We start from the raw sequence: 17,282 nt of genomic DNA on the forward strand, positions 1-17,282 counted from the left end.
GGAGATGCGTTGTGCCGCCGGTCAAATGTTTTTATTTAGCGGCCAAAACCGCTTTCGGATAAGCAATGCGTTTGTGATTGAACTGTAGCCAAACTTGCACAAAAATTTCAGCAATTTTTGGCATCTCTTCGCGAGTTAAACCGGAATCTTCCAGCTGGTTATCCTGCCAGCGGGCGCGAAGAATTTTATTGACCATATTCAAAGCTTCTTCTGGGGTAGCGTCCTTAAGAGATCGCAGCGCCGCCTCACAGGAATCTGCCAGCATGACAATTCCTGTTTCACGGGATTGGGGAATTGGGCCATCGTAGCGGAAATCCTCTTCCCTTACCGTTAAACTAGGGTCTTGGGCTGCTAGCTGCTGGGCTTGGTGATAAAAATAAGCAATGAGCATTGTTCCCTGGTGTTCTGGGATAAACGCTTTAATCGCCGTAGGCAGCCGGCACTTCCGAGCCATTACCAAGCCTTCAATGACGTGCTTTTTAATAATCTCCGCACTTTTCCACGGGTCATCAATGATATCGTGCTTGTTAGGGCCACCCATCTGATTTTCAATAAACCCTAATGGATCGTGCATTTTACCGATGTCGTGGTATAGTGTGCCGGTTCTCACTAACTCCACATTACAGCCGAGGGTTTTGGCGGCTGCTTCGGCCAGGGTGGCAACGAAGAGAGTGTGCTGGAATGTACCTGGAGCTTCCGAGGCTAAGCGTTTCAATAGAGGCCGGTTGGGACTAGCTAATTCAGCTAAGCGGATGGGGGTAACGAGGTCAAAGACGTGTTCCAGGTAAGGGCTAAGGCCGAGTGCCACAATACTCCAAGCCAAGCCGGCCAGACTTTGCAGGGCTGCCGCACCGACAACGGTATACCAAATCGAACCGACACTCGCACTAGCCATCAGCGTTAAGACCAGATAGACGGCTCCCTGAGTCAATCCGACAGCACCGCCCAACAGGGCGAGTTCTTCGCGTGAGCGTAATCTACCCGCGATCAAGCCACCGATCAAGCCACCGGCGGCACTAGCGATTAAATGAATTCCGTCAATTTCCAAGCCCACCGGCAGTACCCAACCCAGCAAAGCGACGACGGTTGTACCGACGGCTGAACCGTAGAAACTGCCTAGTAATAAACCAATCGCGGGCAAGCTTGTGTGAGGCACCTGCAAAGCCACTAACAGGGGCGTACTTAAGGTTAGCAGCAGTACCAAGATGTGATCGCGCCGGCGCAAACCTGGATGAAACCGCCGTTCTACCACCCATAAAACGCCGACGGCACCGGCTACTAGCCCGCCCAAGCTGATTAACCCCACCCAGTTCGGCTCTCGCTGACTTTTGCCGAAGTAATCGAGCAGCACAAAATCCGGCTGGCTAATCTGTTGACCGGCGTTGACAATCACTTCACCCCGATCAATGGTAACAATGACGGGTTCTACCTCAGAAGCAGCTTGCTCTGCCCGTAACCTAGTACGTTCCGCATCCCTGATTAAGTTGGGCCGTAAAACTGCCAGTAATATATCTGTCGAGAGCGACTCTGCCTCGGCTGGCACGGCTGTTCTAACTTGAATGCTTACCGCGTGCTTTAAAATGCCATCCGGTAGCCCAGGAGAAATCCCTTGAGCCAGAAGCCGCTCTGCCGCTTGATAAATACCCACTAACATTTTTTGCCAATCGGCTTCAGACATGGCAAACAGCTCAGCATCGTATCGGTTAGCCAGTCCCGTCACCGACGGTTCAGAAAGAGCCGCGACAGCCATCATATAACGCCGGCGGGCTTGAGTAATGGTCTCTAACAGGGTGGAAAAACTTTCATCTGAGGCCGTTTGCCGATAGGCTTGAAGTTCAGCAATGGCTTGCTGGCCTGCCACATTTAACGGAGGGCGGATCTGTTTGATGACGCCGCTATAAGGATCTTGACGGGCAAGCCGGCGCAGCGCTTCCAATGATTCCTCTAAGGGTTTCCTCGCATTGGGCGGCAAGGGGTTGCTACTGGGCTTTTTGCTATCCTTTGGGTCTTTTTGATCTTTGAGCGCAGCTAAAACCGAGCGCCAGTCGGCTTCCCTCGCTTGACGCAAGTACAACTGCGTCTCAGCTGACAAGCTGGAAGTCTCTGTGAAGGGTACTACACCAGCCATGCGTCGGAGTTCGTTACCTTGTTCGATGGCGCGTCTCAGGTCGTTGTATATCTGCTGGTTAACTGCGTTATCGATTTTTAATATGGGTACAGAGCCTATTCGGGCGGCTTTTCGGTTTTCTTCCGTGGTTTTGCTGTCCTCCACCTTCGCCGCTGTAGGCGCAACGATCGTGTAGGGAGCCTTCGTGCCAACATCCAGTTTTGGCTTATTGTAGAAGCGGTGACCGATAGAGCCGGTGAGGCACACCACTGCCAGCACCAGCGAAATAGGCGTGTGCGCTCTGTAGTTTTGGCTTTGTGAAACTATTGAGCGCTTTTGGTATACAGCAGGTTGATTGGACGACACGGAGGGCAAAAAGCGAGATAAGGATTTGTGGGTTGACTTGGGTGATGTGCTGCCGGCAGCTTCAGCTAAGCTCTTTGTCAGGACTTTTGCTAAAAGCCCTCGCCGCCACTGGGCACTATAGCGAATGCGAAGTTGTTCAATCTGCCGCGTCAATGAAGAAAGCGTGTTCATCTGAACTCTCCGCGCGATACCCTGTTGCTGATGAGGGCTTGTTTGTGCCACACTCCTACTTTAACTAAGGAAGAATGTCGGTCAGTGAGTACCACGCTCATACAACTCATCTGTGTCTATTGTTGCCAGCCCGTAGAGGCACAAAATTCGCTGAAGGTGAGCGTTTATTCCCTGCTGGGCACAGCTTTAAACCTGGTTGTCTTGCAAACTCATTGCCACTATTTCCAACTTGACGAGCGGGCTGGCCAGAAACTTTATCGCAAGCATTATTATAAAACCGGACGTGCGCCACGCTCTTAAACCTACAGTGGCAACACTTGCTAACGGCTATAGTAAGCCCTTTTACATTAAATGCGTCTTGTTGTTTAAGAAAATCCCCCTTAAGGATGATTTCTATGCGGCAGGATCAGCCGATTATCGCTCTGCTATTACCGGATCAATAGGGGTGCGTCTGAAAAAGAAGGCGGCAGTTATTTTGTTTAGGCTGGGCGCTTGCTTCAACATGAACGGTTTCCCTGTTGAAGGCGGCCTGGATCTAGCTCGCTCAAAATTTTTGCCTCTACTCTATTTTACATAATTTGTCAACTATTTATTTTCAATCCCAACCCATTAACGAAGCCTCATGACTTGGGGCGCTGCAACCGCCCTCAAGCGGCCCGATTCAAGTGAAACGTCTGAAACCTCATAAACACCAGACCACGCAGCCACCAAGCGAGCTGCGAGCTGTAGAATCTCTGTCACCCCTACACCCCACAACCGGATATTAGAATCCATTTCCGGTTGGCTTGATTGTGTGCGCCATGCCACGGGTAAGCCGGCAGTGCTGTTGTAAGCTCCCGATAAAGCGCCGGTGATCGCGCAAGTGATTTGTGGTGCCCTGCCGATGCGAGCAGCCCGAATCACAGACAGGCGCAAATCTTCTAACGTGCTTAAAAAACAATACAGCGCTAAAGCAATAGGCGTGGTGTTGGGTGTGGCTTCATGATGCCGCACCAACATGAGCTTAGCCATTTCTAAACCGGCTCTTTGCTGTAATAAAGTCTGAACCTGCCCCAATTGCGACACAAAAGCTCGATCCACCTCATCAGCAAGGGTTTCTTCGAGATAATCGAGCATTTGGGGAATCAAAGTCGCAGCGTCGAGTTTTTCTTTCAGCGCCTGAGTCAGGGCAAACCCAACCGCCAAAACTCCATCGCGCGACTGTAGAGCATTCGGCACACTTGCAACCGCCTGTTGCAGTTGTGTTTGCCGTTTGGCCTCATTTTCGTGAAAAAACAGCGCCACTGGTAGCGTTGCTACGACTGCTTCAGTGCCGGTGAAAAGCTCAGGAGGGATTTTCTCCCATTTGGCCCGCCACTGATTTAAATCTAACCTGCCGGCTTGAATCAAGCTTTGAGCGCCGGCAACTGCGATGTCTCCCCAGCTTGGTAGTACAGCGTAATTTTGAGAATCACGACTGAACCGGCTCAATCCTTGGTGGCTCACACCCGTCCACAAATGCGCCAATGACATCTGTGAACTAATTTGATACTCAGCCCCCAAAGCTTCTCCAACTGCAGCCCCCAATAAGGCTGCTTCAAACCGGCTTAGGATTGAGTATTGCATCGCTTAGCGCCCCTTGCTGAGTGCCCAATACTGAACACAAGCATTAACCGGGCGGCTGCATTAAAAATAATAATTTTGTTTTTTGTCTTTGCCTTTAGCCCTTTGCCTTGTCCCTTCATGCTTCATCCTTTCTCAGATGGACCAGCAGAGCGTGTAAACCGAGGCGATAACTGTCTGCGCCAAAGCCACTGATCTGTCCGATAGCCACAGGCGCAATAAAGGAGTGGTGACGAAAAGCTTCTCGGCGGTAAATGTTACTTAGGTGCACTTCTACCGTAGGAATCGCCACCGCGGCGATTGCATCTCGAATCGCCACACTGGTATGGGTATAAGCACCTGCATTAATTAAAATCCCTTGATGATTGCCAGATGCCGAATGAATGGCATCCACAATTACGCCTTCATGATTCGACTGTAGCGTAGAGACTTTCGATCCTAGCGCTCCTGCCTCATTTTCTAGTAGGCGGTTGATTTCATCTAAAGTTACAGAGCCATAAACTCCCGGTTCTCGCTGACCCAGGAGGTTTAGATTTGGCCCATGCAGCACAAGGATACTTAACAGGCGCAACTGTCTCTGTTCGTTACTCAACAAATTACCGCCGGCCTTTTGGTTCGCTGACTGGCACTGGAATCGGTTCGGGTTCGGGCTGAGCGTCTGGCCCTAACAGTGCTTCAATTAGCTTTCGCGCCCATTCCTTAAGTTTTTCCAGTATGTTATCAATGAAATCCATTGAACACAAAGCTCCTTAATTTCAGCCTGAGCGACTGCTTACCCACGAAAGATTTTTAAGTGAGGCAAGCAGCATTTTAGTTCTTTATTCGATCATAACGAATGATCCCAATAGGTCAAGGAACGAAATTTTCGAGAGGCTGCCGGCTTAACAATTTTCGTCGCAGGTGGTCGAGGGCCGCGCAGGCGCTGACGTGGCGAATTAAAGCCCGATCCCGTAGCGGACCAAATCGGTATTCAAAACTTTCCACTTCACCGGCAGACCCAGCTAGACCAATATAAACTAAGCCTACAGGTTTAGTCTCGCTCCCCCCTCCAGGCCCAGCAATGCCGGTGATACTTAGCCCCCAACCCGCAACCAATCTAGATCGGACGCCGCCGGCCATTTGCTTGGCCACTGTATCGCTAACGGCACCAAACTGATCTAAATCTTCAGAATTCACACCTAAGAGAGAAATTTTCACTTGATTGTCATAGGAAATGACACCGCCAAGGAAATAATTAGAACTGCCGGCTACCTCAGTCAGCATTTGCCCAAGTCCACCGCCGGTACAGGACTCGGCCACAACCAGCGTTTCACCGGCATTCTGTAACAGCCGGCCCACCACGACCGGGAGAGTCTCGTCATCTGCCCCGTAATAGTCAAGTCCCGCAATTTGTTGCAGTTGCTTCTCAACGGGCGTAATTAGCTCAATTGCCTCCATTTCTGAGCCGGCACGAGCTGAAAGCCGCAATTTCACCTCCCCCCGACTTGCATAAGGCGCAACCGTCGGGTTTGGTAAATTAAGAAACGCAGAGACTTTTTCCGCCAAGGTCGATTCAGCAATGCCCCAAAACTTTAACGTCCGGCTGTAAATAATTTCTTGACCCCACCCCTGACTTTTTAAATAAGGCACAGCAGTTTCTCTCCACATCCCATACATCTCCCCAGGCACACCGGGAAAAGTCAGAATGCTTAAGCCGTTACGGGGTTGCCAGATGATGCCTGGGGCAGTGCCTGCTGGATTGGGTAAAATTTCAGCTCCGCGTGGAATTAACGCTTGTTTGCGGTTGCTGGGAGCCATTGTTCGCCCACGTTGGGCGTATTTCTGAGCGATATCTTCTAGAATCTCAGGACGTTCAACTAGAGGCACACCAAAAAAGTCGGCTAACGTTTCATGGGTGAGGTCATCCGGCGTTGGGCCAAGACCGCCGGTAAAAATCAGCACCCCTGATCGTTCGCAAGCAATGGCCAATACTTGTTTAAGCCGGTCTGGATTATCTCCCACCACCGTTTGAAAATAGTGCGGGATTCCCAGTTGGGCCAGTTGTTGGGCCAGAAATTGGGCATTGCTATTGAGAATGTCGCCCAGTAGAAGTTCTGTGCCGACACAGATAATTTCAGCACTCATGGAGTTTTCGAGTTTAGATTGTAGATTGTAGATTTTAAACGGTGTTGGAGAGCGCAAATCTAAAATCTACCTTCGCTTAAGATTGCCGGGCGTGCTTCCAAACTCGCCAGCTAGCATAGCTTAGTAATGCGGTCGCACCCGATGCGTAAGCGATGCCACTCGGTATCCCGGAAAAAGCGAGGGCTAAACTCCCCACCCATAAAGTGAGGGCGTAAATAAACAGAACCGTTAATCTGTGGGACAAACCGGCTTCTAGCAGCCGGTGATGCAGGTGACGTTTATCGGCAGTGAAAGGCGATTTGCCATTGCGTAAGCGAGACAGAATGACAGCAGACATATCCAAAATCGGGACGGCCAGAATGAGGTAGGGCATCAACACAGCGGTAACAGCGGTGCCTTTAACTAAACCTATGACGCCAACGCCGGCCAGGGTGAAGCCCATAAAATAGGCTCCTCCATCTCCCATAAAAATCTGAGCTGGGTTGAAGTTGTAGCGCAGAAAACCCAGTGCTCCACCGGCTAAAGCTGCTGCGATCAAGGCAGCTGCCGGTTGTTTCATGAACAAACTGACGAACAGCATGACAACAGCGGCAATGCCAGAGACACCGGCAGCTAATCCATCCAAACCGTCAATCCAGTTGATGGCATTGGCCATGCCGACCAACCAAATCACGGTAATGGGCAGACTCAGGATACCCAGTTGGGTGAGTCCGGTGAATGGAATTGTCAGAAAATCAATACTGACGCCAGCCATCCAAGACATTGTGGCAACTGCTGATTGCATCAACAGCCGGCTGATAGGCGAAAGGCCAAACAAGTCATCTGCCAAACCAATGAGAAAAAAAGCAATTCCGCCCAGGGTAACGCCCCAGATTTCATACTCTTGATCGCGATTGAGAATCTCGCCACTGGCGTCTACAAAACCTCCTAACCCCCAAACTACAAGGAGTGCTATAACAGTGCCGGCAAAAATAGATACTCCTCCCAAGCGCACCATTGGGCGCTGATGGACTTTACGTCCGCCCGGTGGGTCTACGCGGCCACTTTTAAGACCGATTGTTTTGACAACTGGCGTGCTCCACAGGACAACGAGGGTGGACACCAGAAAGGCGAGCAAGTGGTACAGATGGTAAGGCATCTGAAAATTATTGGGGTGCGAGCCGAAGAATGTATCAGGCAGAGTCTACTACATTTCAGACATTCACAGTTACTTTTGGTTGACCAGGAAACCTAATCTTAAAATTTGGGTCGCCTTTCCCCTTACCCTGCCAATATTCCAGCAAAATTGACTTGAGAATTGAAGCTGGCAGGAGCCTTGACGGGCTTAACAATGGCTTGCTAAGGATACTCTCGAGCACGCTGTATCTAATTTGATATTTTCAGGTTTAGATTTTCTCTTGGGCGTTAATTGCTTCAAACTGAAATAAGTTTAAAGCTGTAGCTATATCTAATCTGATTAGATATTTTGCAAATACAATGCAAAATAAAAATAATAACTTTTTCTTTTACTCTGCTATAGCTCGTTTTAGCTCGATTCTGGGTAGGAAATATCTGTAAAATTTCACCAGATTCTGCCAACTCTACTCAAGAAAAGAGGACAGTGTTTGTAAGGCTTCAAATACGAAAAATAAGCTCAGCAATCAGGAATCAAAACTCAAAAAAAAATGCTTCACCTCGTCTGCTTAGCAAGAGGTGGAGCATTTTAAGGCTGATTAAGTATTTCGCAAACCGGCCTGAGTATTTGCTAAAACTTCATCCGCTCAATTTTTCCAGAGGAGTCGGAGCTTTCAAATCTCCAAATACCTTAATCCTGGCTGATTTAGACTAAAGCAGGCACAGGACTATTTAGGTGGGGATACAGGGGGAAACGCTCGCACAAAGAACCCACTCGCCGACGGCAATCTTGGGCAATAGCTTCATCTTCCGGATTCAGTAAGCGATCCGCAATAATGTCAGCAATTTCTGTGAATTCCACACTTCCCATGCCGCGTGTAGTCATCGCCGGCGAACCAAGGCGTAAACCACTGGTGACAAACGGCGATTCAGGGTCAAAGGGAACAGTATTTTTATTGGCTGTAATGTTGACTGCGCTCACTAACTGGTCAGCTTGCTTGCCGGTCATGCCAACAGAACGCAAATCGAGGAGCATCAGGTGGTTATCGGTGCCGCCTGAAACAATTTTGATGCCTCGTTTTTGCAATTGCGCGGCGAGGGCGCGGGCATTTTCAATCACTTGGCCAGAATAGGTTTTAAATTCTGGTTTGAGAGCTTCACCGAAAGCAACTGCTTTACCGGCAATCACGTGTTCTAGCGGCCCGCCTTGGGTGCCAGGGAACACGGATTTATCAAGTTTCTTCCCGAGTTCAGCATCGCCAGTGAGGATTAAACCGCCGCGAGGGCCACGCAGGGTTTTGTGCGTGGTGGTAGTGACGACGTGGCAGTGGGAGATGGGGTTGGGGTGGTGGCCGGTTGCAACTAAGCCGGCGATGTGGGCGATATCCGCCAGCAAGTAGGCACCGATTTCATCGGCAATGGCCCGGAATTTGTCAAACTGAATGACGCGGGGATAAGCTGAATAGCCACAAATCAGTAATTTAGGCCGGTGTTGCAGCGCCAATTCCCGGATCTGGTCGTAGTCTAGCTGCTCTGTTTCCGGGCTGACTCCGTAGTGACAGACGTTGAACCATTTGCCGGACACATTCACTGGAGAACCGTGGGTTAAATGTCCCCCGTGTGAGAGATCCATCCCCATAATGGTGTCCCCAGGCTCGAGCAGGGTGAGGAAAACGGCAAAATTTGCTTGTGCGCCTGAGTGGGGTTGCACGTTAGCGTGGGCGGCACCGAAAAGCTGTTTAGCCCGGTCGATGGCTAATTGCTCGATTTTGTCAACAAATTCACAACCGCCGTAATAGCGTTTACCGGGCAAGCCTTCGGCATACTTGTTTGTTAAGACTGAGCCTTGGGCGGACAGAACTGCCGGTGAGGTAAAGTTTTCACTTGCAATAAGTTCCAAGTGATCCTGCTGCCGATGGAGTTCTTGCTCGATGAAGCCGGCAACATCTGGATCGCTCTTGGCGAGGAAGTCAAAATTAGTCTGAGTCACGGAAGCTCTCTCCCCAGGAAAAATGTTCGACAATGGCTTTAATCTCAGGTCAGTGGCGCTTGCATTCACGAAGAATGTGGTTGCTTTCTCAGCCTGCCTATGTTTCCCAAAAACATTGATTATACACCATGCTTTATGGAAAATCCCTTGCCAATCGTGAAGGTCAGTTTTAGCCACTGATGACTGAGGGCCGCTGTCAAAAATGACGCAACAGATACTTTAACCGCTTGATAGGCACATTAAGCTGTGTGTTAATTTGCCGCTTTCCCGAAAAGCCTGAATAGAATGAACTCAGTGGTGTAGGGGATCACCGGAGGTGTGGAATGTTAGTTATTTTGATGGACAATCAGTTACTTTCCCCCCAGCAAGTTTGCCAAACCTGTTTAATGGCCGATCAAAGCGGTCAGCCTCGCTGGCGTAAAGGTCAACTTTGCTGTGGCAACCAAATTAGCCAACTCGCAGAACACCAACCAGCCCAATATGAATGTCAGATGGGTTTCCGAATTGCCAATATTGAGTGATATTTGGCTGTGAAACTCAAGTACGATCTTTTGGCAGCGAGCCGGCGCGACCTTCCAGCGTTCTCGGCAACTGCGTTATCCTGAGTTCAGACGCAACTGATGATACACACTCTGGCTCAGGAGGATACCTCATGTCTTGGCGCGGCTCTACGACTGTTTCAGATCGAATTTTTGCTAGCCTGCCTTATCTGCTTCCCCTCATTGATGGGATAGCCTTTGGACAGTTTTTGTTTGCACAGTTTCCACCCCTACAGTTGATTTTCCTACCGTTGCTACCCTTGTTGAAGATTTATAGCACAGTTCCCTTCGCCGGCTTGATTATTTTCTTTGCCTTGTTTCTTCTTGTGGTTAGAAACGAAAAGATCAGTCACTTTATTCGTTTCAACACGATGCAGGCAATTTTGTTAGATATCGTTTTGATGCTGTGCGGGATAATTTTGCCAATTTTAACAGGTGGTCTCCAAATCCGATTTGTTATGGAAACGCTATCTAACATGATATTTCTGGGTGTGTTGGCAGCCTTTATTTATGGCGTCGTGCAGTCGGCGATGGGGCGCTATGCAGAAATCCCGACGATTTCCGAGGCAGTTCATATGCAAGTGCGTTAGGGAGTTGTGAGGAGCGAAGACACCCTGATAGCACTTTAAGGCTTTATGGCCGGCTCGACGATGGCCGTGCCACCACAGTATTTTCCAGCGCGCCAATCCCTTCTATTTCGATGCGAACCCGATCACCAATTTGCAATGGCCCAACGCCTTGTGGTGTGCCGGTGAGTACCACATCTCCGGGCAGAAGAGTCATGATTTGAGAGATATAGGATACCAAGACATCCGGTGGAAAAACCATCCGATCAATCGAGGAGGACTGCACCGGGTGAGCGCTGTTATTCACAAAGGTTTGCAAACGTGCGCCAGGACTCAATTCTCGGACGATCCACGGCCCAAGGGGGCAAAAGGTATTAAATCCTTTGGCTCGTGTCCACTGCCCGTCCTGCTGCTGCAAATCCCTAGCAGTGACATCGTTGGCGATCGTGTAACCCCAAATTTTATTTTGTGTCTGTTCTGGGGTGCAGTCGGCACAGGGTTCGCCAATAATCAGGGCCAGTTCTCCTTCGTAATCTACCCGCTTTGACTGGGGGGGATAGATGATCGGTGTTTCGGTGGCGATAACAGCAGTTGGTGGTTTCAAGAATAAGAGGGGTTCTGCCGGCACGGGTGTGCCCATTTCGGCAGCATGATCGACATAATTTTTGCCAACTGCAACAATTTTGGAAGGAGCACAGGGAGCGAGAATTTGGTAATTATCGGGTTCTAAGTGCAAGTCAGTAGGTTGCCCTTTTAACCAGGGAGGCGCATCAAGTAACTGAACGCCTCGGCTTAGTTGTAATAAACCATAGTGAATCTGTCCCTGTGCTGTTTGGACGCGGACGTAGCGCTGTGCCATGACTTTGCGTTATGTTTTAGGATTAATTGTTGAGCTTCTCTATAGATAGCTCAAGCGTAGATTTTCACTGCTCACAGCTTAAGAGGCACCCGTTGATGAGAAAAGATGAACGACTATCCGATCAAAATCCACAATATTGTAATGCCTCAGTTCTTCAGTAACGCTGGGGAATTGTATCGATTTTTAGGGTTCAATTTTAGATTTCAGGTGGGATGTAGTCTGTCATCATCCATAAGCCGCCAGGGTTTTAGCGATTGGCAGATCCCTCAATAGTTGAAATTAATTAACCGGATTTGTTCTAACTGGGTGCTTGGTTCCTTCTAAAAGGGATAAGGATGCCGGTGTCGAGAGACATTCAATACAAATTCAATTGTGAGTTAGATGTTTTGGATGCTAAGATATAGGTTTTGCAAGTCAAGAGAAGCGGCTGCTGTAGCGCACTCAACTTGCTGTGGCTAAGGGTCTTAATGCCTCCGCAGGCGGCTGCACTGCCTGTTGAGTTTAAAGGAGGCACCGTAGGTTTGGTCTGTCGTGTGCACAACAATATTACCCGCTTAAGCCTGAAGGTTTGACTCAGGGAGAATGTCCAAAGGATAGGAACTCATGAACTACATTTACGAAACCATGTACATCTTGCGTCCAGATATGGGCGAAGAGCTAACAGAACAAGCAATTGCCAAGTACCAAAAGATTCTGCGCGATAACGGAGCAGAGCCGGTGGATACTCAGCATCGGGGCAAGCGCCGCTTAGCCTACGAAATCCTGAATTACCGGGAAGGCATTTATATTCAAATGAACTACCAGGCACCAGGAACCGTCGTGGCGCTGCTGGAGCGAGCGATGCGTTTGAGTGATGAAGTTATTCGTTATCTGACGATCAAACAGGAAGTAACTGAGCCGAAGGCAGAACCAGCCGCGAGCACTGCCACAGCTACAGCTACACCCGCACCCGTCGCCGTTTAATTTAGTTACGGTTGACTGCAAAAACTCCCCTGTCCAAAGGACAGGGGAGTAATTTTTTGTGGGTTCACCGAAAAGCAAAAACTCCTCTGCCTTCTAGACACAGGAGAAAATTTTTGTGGGTTCACCGAAACGCCGTCTTACCTCAGTTTTTGACCTGGAAAAATCCAGGTGGGCACCGATTGTCCAGCTTAAAGTTTCCGGCTACTTGGCCGGTCTACTGCTGCTAGAAACTATTAGGTTCCCTTTTTCAACAAGACATAGATCATAAAACATTATTGGCAGTCACCAACGTCTCAGTGGAACCTCTTCTATTGTAATCACTTCGCCGGTGTTCGCAAGGGGGTATCAACCGTACCAAATTGAGTCGCAAATCTGGGCTAGCTTCAGACTGTCTTGCCGCAGGTGGGCGGATGGGGAATTTTGCAAAACAGTAACGTGCCCCAATTTACGTCCAGGGCGCGATTCTGTCTTGCCGTACCAGTGGACATGAGCTTGAGGAATCTCAGCCAGTTTTTGCCGTTTGGCAAGGTAGGGGTTTTGGGAACGCTCATAACCCAACAGGTTCACCATCAAAGCACCGGCACAACTCAAATTTGGATTTCCCAAGGGGAGATCGCAAACGGCTCTGAGATGCTGTTCAAATTGGGACGTTTCACCGGCATCAAGGGAGAAATGACCAGAATTGTGGGTGCGGGGGGCAATTTCATTGATCAGCACCTGTCCAGCGGCAGTTAAAAATAGTTCAATGCCAAAGATGCCAACTGCCTGCAAGTTTTCTAAAAGGGTGCGGGCAATTTCTTGAATCTCTGCTATTGTTTTTGGCTCAATATGAGCCGGCACAATCACACGCCGACACACTTGATTTTCTTGCTGGGTTTCCACAATCGGGTAAATTGCAATTTCCCCGGCAGTGGAACGAGCGGCAATAACTGCTAATTCTTGCTCAAAGGCTACGAACTCCTCTAGCATCACCGGCACATATTTCCATTCCTCCCAAGTGGCTTCTAGCTCGGATTGGGTTTTGACGATTGCAGTGCCTTGGCCATCATAACCATGCCGACGGGCTTTCATCACCAGCGGGAAATCCGAGGGGTTGATTTGGGGAGTCGGTGCTTGAGGGCTTGATTTTTCTTCTAAAGCGAAAAATTTGGGCACCGGCAGTCCTAAATCCCGCATATAGGAGCGCTGGTGGTATTTGTCTAGCAGGGGTGCTAAAACTTGCAGGCTGGGGCGGAAGCAAACGCCTTGTTCGGCTAGAGGCATTAAGGCGTCTAGGTTAACAAATTCATTCTCAAAGGTGATCACGTCGCACCGGCTGGCTAGCTGCGCGGTGGCTTCGGCATCATCAATGGGTGCCAAAATAGTATCCGCAGCAATAGCAACGGCTGGATCACTCTGATTGGGCGTTTGAATGATTAATTTCACGCCCAATTTCTCGGCAGCACCCGCCATCATCCAAGCCAACTGTCCGCCGCCAATGATTCCGACTCGCTCAATTACCATTACCGGCACCCCAATGAGTCACGAGTGGACACGCCGGTTTTTGAGTTAACACCGGAAGCTTTAGCGCAGAGTTCTTTAACTTGAGCGCCGTCAAGCATGGCATCTGTGAAATCAGCGCCGGCGATGTTTGTATTGTTAAAGATTGATTGCAGCAAAATGGTTTCTACCAAAACCGCATCGCTTAAATCGACGCCGTTAAGGTTGACCCGATCCACCATTGCGTTGGTTAAATCTACACCGTGAAAATTAGCTTTTGTTAAGACAGAGGCACTAAAGATTGCACCCCGTAAGTCGGCATCGGCAAAGTTAGTAAATTCCAGATTGGCATTAGAAAATTCTGCCACTTGCAGAGTTTGCCCAGAAAAATCTCGCCGGCTAAGTTGAGCGTTACTAAACGAGAGAGGCGGGGGATAGTCTAGTGCTTGAGCTGGAGAGGGCCGGCACAAACAAATCAGTGCGAGTAGAAATGCAGCCAGTCGCCGAAAAATCATAAGAATATCGAATGAAATTGAACGCCTTGAGCAAATATTCCCGGAGTAGGGGCTAAGCATTCGGCCTGAGCAAATAATTGAGCTAAAGATTTATAAGCCGAATGCTAGCGCTGACGCGCCGCTATGCCTAACGGCAGTTACGCTAACGCTATTGCCCTCACTTGTCACAGAGCAGTTGGCAGCGCTTTAAAATTTTAAATGATTTTATGTTGTTTTAAAATAACAAAAATTTTAAACATAAAAAACTTCTGCTTAAAATAAATTGTTAAACGAACGCGTAGCTAATTCGCTATTTTTTTGCAGTAGATTGACCTCAGTCAATACCCCTCTTCTCCCCCTCTATCTCAACAAAAAATTAAATGCGTAGCTACTTAGACTTCTTGGCTGGCAACTCTGTCTTTGTGCTTATCTCATCCGGTATACAGGATCGCCCTTCATTTTGTCTAGGATCTAGATAGATGAAGTTTAACAAAGGTTATATCATGCCAAACTTTCTAATAACTTGGTTAGTTGCAGCCAGCTCCCTGGTTTTTACCTCCTATGTTGTACCGGGCATGGAAGTTCAAACTTTTACGGCTGCCGCCATTGCAGCAGTTGTCTTGGGCTTAGCCAATGCAATTGTCAGACCGCTTTTGGTCGTTTTAACACTTCCCGTTACAATTTTGACCTTGGGTTTGTTTTTGTTTGTGGTTAACGCCCTCACACTTCAGCTAGTCGGCGCAGTCACACCTGGCTTTATCGTTGGAAATATCTTTTCCGCCCTGATGGGTTCAGTCGTGCTGTCGTTTGTTTCCGGCGCAGTCAGCAAGTTTGTGCAGCCGGTGCCGAATTCACCTCAAATCGGCTCGCGTGGAGTTGATTCTTTGCCAGACTCAGCATCAAATCCCAAATAACCTCTTGGCGTAATCATCCAATCAGCATGGGTGCGGGTGCTGCTGTTGCCAATTAGCACAGTTGTCAGCATGTTAATGGGTATTTCATTGAATTGCTCAAGGGTAGTGATTGTAATTTCTTCATCCTCCCGATAGGCCGAGCGAACGATAGCCACCGGCGTGTTGGGATGACGATGTTTTAAGAAAATTTGCTGGGCGCTCACAATCTGCTCAGTTCGAGTGAGTGAGCGCGGATTGTAAAGCGCTGTTACAAAGTCTGCCATTGCGGCGGCTGTAAGGCGCTTTTCTATGACGTCCCAAGGCGTCAGTAAATCGCTCAAGCTGATGGCGCAAAAGTCGTGCATTAGAGGTGCGCCAACGCGAGAAGCAGCGGATTGTAGGGCACTGATGCCAGGGAAAACTTGGACTGCCGGCGCTTTCCCATCCCACCCTTGGGCGCGGAGTTCTTCGAGGACTAAACCCGCCATGCCGTAGATACCGCAGTCACCTGATGAGACAACGGCAACGGTTAAACCCCAATTTGCCAGCTCAATTGCGCGTTCAGCACGTTGGCGTTCTTGGGTGATGGGGAGGGCTTCAACGATTTGACCGGCACGCAGTAGAGGGGAAATCAGGTCGATATACAGGGAATATCCGATGATGGCATCAGCTTGAGTCACAGCAGTTTGAGCCGCTGGCGTCATTTGATCGAGTTTTCCCGGCCCTGTACCAATCAGAAATAGAGTGCCGATACGTCCCGTATATTCTTGCTGGGATTGAGCAATCGCAATCGTAACTGCACCCGGTTGTTCTGGATCTCGGTAAATTTGTTTGGAAATTAATAGGGGATTGTTTGCCGGCATTAAAGGATTAGAAAATAGATTGCCGGCTGCAATTGCTGCTGCTTCAGCAACACTGGGGGTTCCAACTTCTGCTTCTACAATCGTTGAAGGGGTTGGAACAGAGATGCCGCGTAATGTTTTTGCTGGGAAAGTTTTTATCGGCAAGTGCCAATCTTGGCAAAGTTCAATAATTCCCACTTCATCCGCTTTTATATCGATAGTTGCGATGCCGGCAATCGCTTTTAACGCGAAGTGATGGGTTTTAAATATTTGCTGAATCGCTGTTTCAATTAATTGTCTCGACGTTCCCCGTTCACAGCCGATTCCCACCCATAAAACTCTGGGATGCCAGTGTATTTGTGGAATAGGGGAAGGGGATATTAGAAGTTGATCTTTAAAAGTAATCCTAATTTGGGCAGGGGACATGGGGGGAGCATTTTCTCTTTCTTCCCCTCTATCAAAATAAAAGGGATGCCCTTCCGGTAGGTGAGATTGCCAGAGAGTTGAACCGGCTTCTTGAAAGACTTCTACAGTTTCTCCGCGTGCAACTGCCGCACTCACAGCCGTCCAATCTCCCTCACCGCGTTGCCAGCCAAAAGGAAAACCCAGCATATCAACTGCCGGCAAACCTAATCCTGCAGAAGCGCCGGTTAAAACAGGAGTTGCACCCAGTTGCCTTGCAATTAACCTTGCCAGTTGATCCGCGCCGCCTTGATGTCCACTACATAAACTGATCACAAACTGGCCGATTTCATCAAGAACCACAACTGCTGGATCAGTGGATTTATGCTGCAAAAGGGGTGCAATGAGGCGAACAACCGCACCGGCAGCCAGACTGAAGACAAACGCCCCATGATCAGCCCAGATATTAGCCAAGTGGTCTTTAAGAGAGCCGGTGTAAGCTTTTATTGTAGGACAAGTATTTTGCTCACCTGTCGTCTTTACAACATCCAATAGGGATTCTGGCACCCACAGAGTCGCATCAGCACTCTGACAGAAAGACAGCAAGCGTTTAGCGCCGGCAGGAGTCGTAGCAATTGCAGCTAAAGGCTGAAACTCAGCCAAGAGTAATCCCATTGAGAACTTAATAAATAGATAAACTTAAGCTTAGCAAGCTTGACACAACAAGGAATAGATGTCCAGCCAATATCATCCATTCCCATCATCAACCATC

16 protein-coding genes and 1 other RNA gene are annotated in these 17,282 nt (G+C 49.0%); 5 read left to right on the forward strand and 12 right to left on the reverse strand.

Annotation, left to right across the window (positions count from 1 at the left end):
- Window positions 1-31: 31 nt before the first annotated feature.
- The gene (locus tag H6F56_RS15180) at window positions 32-2,644 is read right to left on the reverse strand and encodes an HD family phosphohydrolase (RefSeq protein ID WP_190669579.1); all 2,613 of its coding nucleotides are present in this window, start codon (window positions 2,642-2,644) and stop codon (window positions 32-34) included.
- Between the two features lie 196 nt (window positions 2,645-2,840).
- On the opposite strand from H6F56_RS15180, the gene H6F56_RS15185 reads away from it, so the two are divergent.
- A complete protein-coding gene (locus tag H6F56_RS15185; RefSeq protein WP_190669581.1) occupies window positions 2,841-3,221 on the forward strand; it encodes a hypothetical protein in 381 nt (126 codons plus the stop codon).
- Window positions 3,222-3,253: 32 nt separating this feature from the next.
- Here the strand turns inward: H6F56_RS15185 and H6F56_RS15190 are convergent, their stop codons facing one another.
- The 6 genes from H6F56_RS15190 to glyA form a co-directional block, all read right to left on the reverse strand.
- Window positions 3,254-4,249 (reverse strand): ADP-ribosylglycohydrolase family protein, encoded by a 996-nt coding sequence (locus H6F56_RS15190; RefSeq protein WP_190669583.1) that lies wholly within the window; start codon window positions 4,247-4,249, stop codon window positions 3,254-3,256.
- A gap of 115 nt (window positions 4,250-4,364) precedes the next feature.
- Window positions 4,365-4,811 (reverse strand): type II 3-dehydroquinate dehydratase, encoded by a 447-nt coding sequence (gene aroQ, locus H6F56_RS15195; RefSeq protein WP_199312933.1) that lies wholly within the window; start codon window positions 4,809-4,811, stop codon window positions 4,365-4,367.
- 31 nt (window positions 4,812-4,842) lie between these two features.
- Window positions 4,843-4,980, reverse strand: coding sequence for a hypothetical protein (locus tag H6F56_RS15200; protein WP_190669585.1), 138 nt, complete (start codon window positions 4,978-4,980; stop codon window positions 4,843-4,845).
- Window positions 4,981-5,095: 115 nt separating this feature from the next.
- A complete protein-coding gene (locus H6F56_RS15205) occupies window positions 5,096-6,370 on the reverse strand; it encodes a competence/damage-inducible protein A (RefSeq protein WP_190669587.1) in 1,275 nt (424 codons plus the stop codon).
- A gap of 76 nt (window positions 6,371-6,446) precedes the next feature.
- Complete coding sequence (locus H6F56_RS15210; protein ID WP_190669589.1) at window positions 6,447-7,508, reverse strand: glycosyltransferase family 4 protein; 1,062 nt, start codon at window positions 7,506-7,508, stop codon at window positions 6,447-6,449.
- 681 nt (window positions 7,509-8,189) lie between these two features.
- A complete protein-coding gene (glyA, locus tag H6F56_RS15215; RefSeq protein ID WP_190669591.1) occupies window positions 8,190-9,473 on the reverse strand; it encodes a serine hydroxymethyltransferase in 1,284 nt (427 codons plus the stop codon).
- 323 nt (window positions 9,474-9,796) lie between these two features.
- Here glyA and H6F56_RS15220 point away from each other — a divergent pair, with 323 nt between their 5' ends.
- Window positions 9,797-9,994: a hypothetical protein gene (locus H6F56_RS15220; RefSeq protein ID WP_190669593.1), complete on the forward strand. Its 198-nt coding sequence runs from the start codon at window positions 9,797-9,799 to the stop codon at window positions 9,992-9,994.
- Between the two features lie 131 nt (window positions 9,995-10,125).
- The gene (locus H6F56_RS15225; RefSeq protein WP_190669595.1) at window positions 10,126-10,602 is read left to right on the forward strand and encodes a Tic20 family protein; all 477 of its coding nucleotides are present in this window, start codon (window positions 10,126-10,128) and stop codon (window positions 10,600-10,602) included.
- A gap of 43 nt (window positions 10,603-10,645) precedes the next feature.
- On the opposite strand, the gene H6F56_RS15230 is transcribed toward H6F56_RS15225, so the two are convergent.
- Window positions 10,646-11,437, reverse strand: a complete 792-nt coding sequence (locus H6F56_RS15230; RefSeq protein ID WP_190669597.1) for a fumarylacetoacetate hydrolase family protein — start codon at window positions 11,435-11,437, stop codon at window positions 10,646-10,648.
- 603 nt (window positions 11,438-12,040) lie between these two features.
- Here H6F56_RS15230 and rpsF point away from each other — a divergent pair.
- Window positions 12,041-12,400, forward strand: a complete 360-nt coding sequence (rpsF, locus tag H6F56_RS15235) for a 30S ribosomal protein S6 (protein WP_190669598.1) — start codon at window positions 12,041-12,043, stop codon at window positions 12,398-12,400.
- A gap of 117 nt (window positions 12,401-12,517) precedes the next feature.
- Here rpsF and ssrS read toward each other — a convergent pair.
- The 3 genes from ssrS to H6F56_RS15250 all read right to left on the reverse strand — a co-directional run bounded on the left by ssrS (window position 12,518) and on the right by H6F56_RS15250 (window position 14,394).
- A non-coding RNA gene (gene ssrS / locus H6F56_RS15240) (6S RNA) lies at window positions 12,518-12,703 on the reverse strand.
- Between the two features lie 42 nt (window positions 12,704-12,745).
- On the reverse strand, window positions 12,746-13,903 hold the full coding sequence (locus tag H6F56_RS15245) for a 5-(carboxyamino)imidazole ribonucleotide synthase (RefSeq protein WP_199312857.1): 1,158 nt from the start codon (window positions 13,901-13,903) through the stop codon (window positions 12,746-12,748).
- Window positions 13,903-14,394, reverse strand: coding sequence for a pentapeptide repeat-containing protein (locus H6F56_RS15250; RefSeq protein WP_190669600.1), 492 nt, complete (start codon window positions 14,392-14,394; stop codon window positions 13,903-13,905). The genes H6F56_RS15245 and H6F56_RS15250 overlap by 1 nt, the downstream gene beginning before the upstream one ends.
- A 482-nt stretch (window positions 14,395-14,876) precedes the next feature.
- Here H6F56_RS15250 and H6F56_RS15255 point away from each other — a divergent pair, with 482 nt between their 5' ends.
- On the forward strand, window positions 14,877-15,287 hold the full coding sequence (locus H6F56_RS15255; RefSeq protein ID WP_190669601.1) for a phage holin family protein: 411 nt from the start codon (window positions 14,877-14,879) through the stop codon (window positions 15,285-15,287).
- Here the strand turns inward: H6F56_RS15255 and cobJ are convergent.
- Entirely contained in the window at window positions 15,230-17,185 is a 1,956-nt protein-coding gene (gene cobJ, locus H6F56_RS15260) for a precorrin-3B C(17)-methyltransferase (protein ID WP_190669603.1), read from the reverse strand. The two genes, H6F56_RS15255 and cobJ, sit on opposite strands and share 58 nt — an antisense overlap.
- Window positions 17,186-17,282: the final 97 nt, after the last annotated feature.

It is taken from the genome of Microcoleus sp. FACHB-672 (genome assembly GCF_014695725.1).
GTDB lineage: Bacteria > Cyanobacteriota > Cyanobacteriia > Cyanobacteriales > Oscillatoriaceae > FACHB-68.

Coding starts and splice junctions, on each gene's coding strand:
- H6F56_RS15180 (WP_190669579.1), bottom strand. CDS start 2,644: ATGAACACGCTTTCTTCATTGACGCGGCAGATTGAACAACTTCGCATT.
- H6F56_RS15190 (WP_190669583.1), bottom strand. CDS start 4,249: ATGCAATACTCAATCCTAAGCCGGTTTGAAGCAGCCTTATTGGGGGCT.
- H6F56_RS15200 (WP_190669585.1), bottom strand. CDS start 4,980: ATGGATTTCATTGATAACATACTGGAAAAACTTAAGGAATGGGCGCGA.
- H6F56_RS15205 (WP_190669587.1), bottom strand. CDS start 6,370: ATGAGTGCTGAAATTATCTGTGTCGGCACAGAACTTCTACTGGGCGAC.
- H6F56_RS15210 (WP_190669589.1), bottom strand. CDS start 7,508: ATGCCTTACCATCTGTACCACTTGCTCGCCTTTCTGGTGTCCACCCTC.
- H6F56_RS15220 (WP_190669593.1), top strand. CDS start 9,797: ATGTTAGTTATTTTGATGGACAATCAGTTACTTTCCCCCCAGCAAGTT.
- H6F56_RS15225 (WP_190669595.1), top strand. CDS start 10,126: ATGTCTTGGCGCGGCTCTACGACTGTTTCAGATCGAATTTTTGCTAGC.
- H6F56_RS15230 (WP_190669597.1), bottom strand. CDS start 11,437: ATGGCACAGCGCTACGTCCGCGTCCAAACAGCACAGGGACAGATTCAC.
- rpsF (WP_190669598.1), top strand. CDS start 12,041: ATGAACTACATTTACGAAACCATGTACATCTTGCGTCCAGATATGGGC.
- H6F56_RS15245 (WP_199312857.1), bottom strand. CDS start 13,903: ATGGTAATTGAGCGAGTCGGAATCATTGGCGGCGGACAGTTGGCTTGG.
- H6F56_RS15250 (WP_190669600.1), bottom strand. CDS start 14,394: ATGATTTTTCGGCGACTGGCTGCATTTCTACTCGCACTGATTTGTTTG.
- H6F56_RS15255 (WP_190669601.1), top strand. CDS start 14,877: ATGCCAAACTTTCTAATAACTTGGTTAGTTGCAGCCAGCTCCCTGGTT.
- cobJ (WP_190669603.1), bottom strand. CDS start 17,185: ATGGGATTACTCTTGGCTGAGTTTCAGCCTTTAGCTGCAATTGCTACG.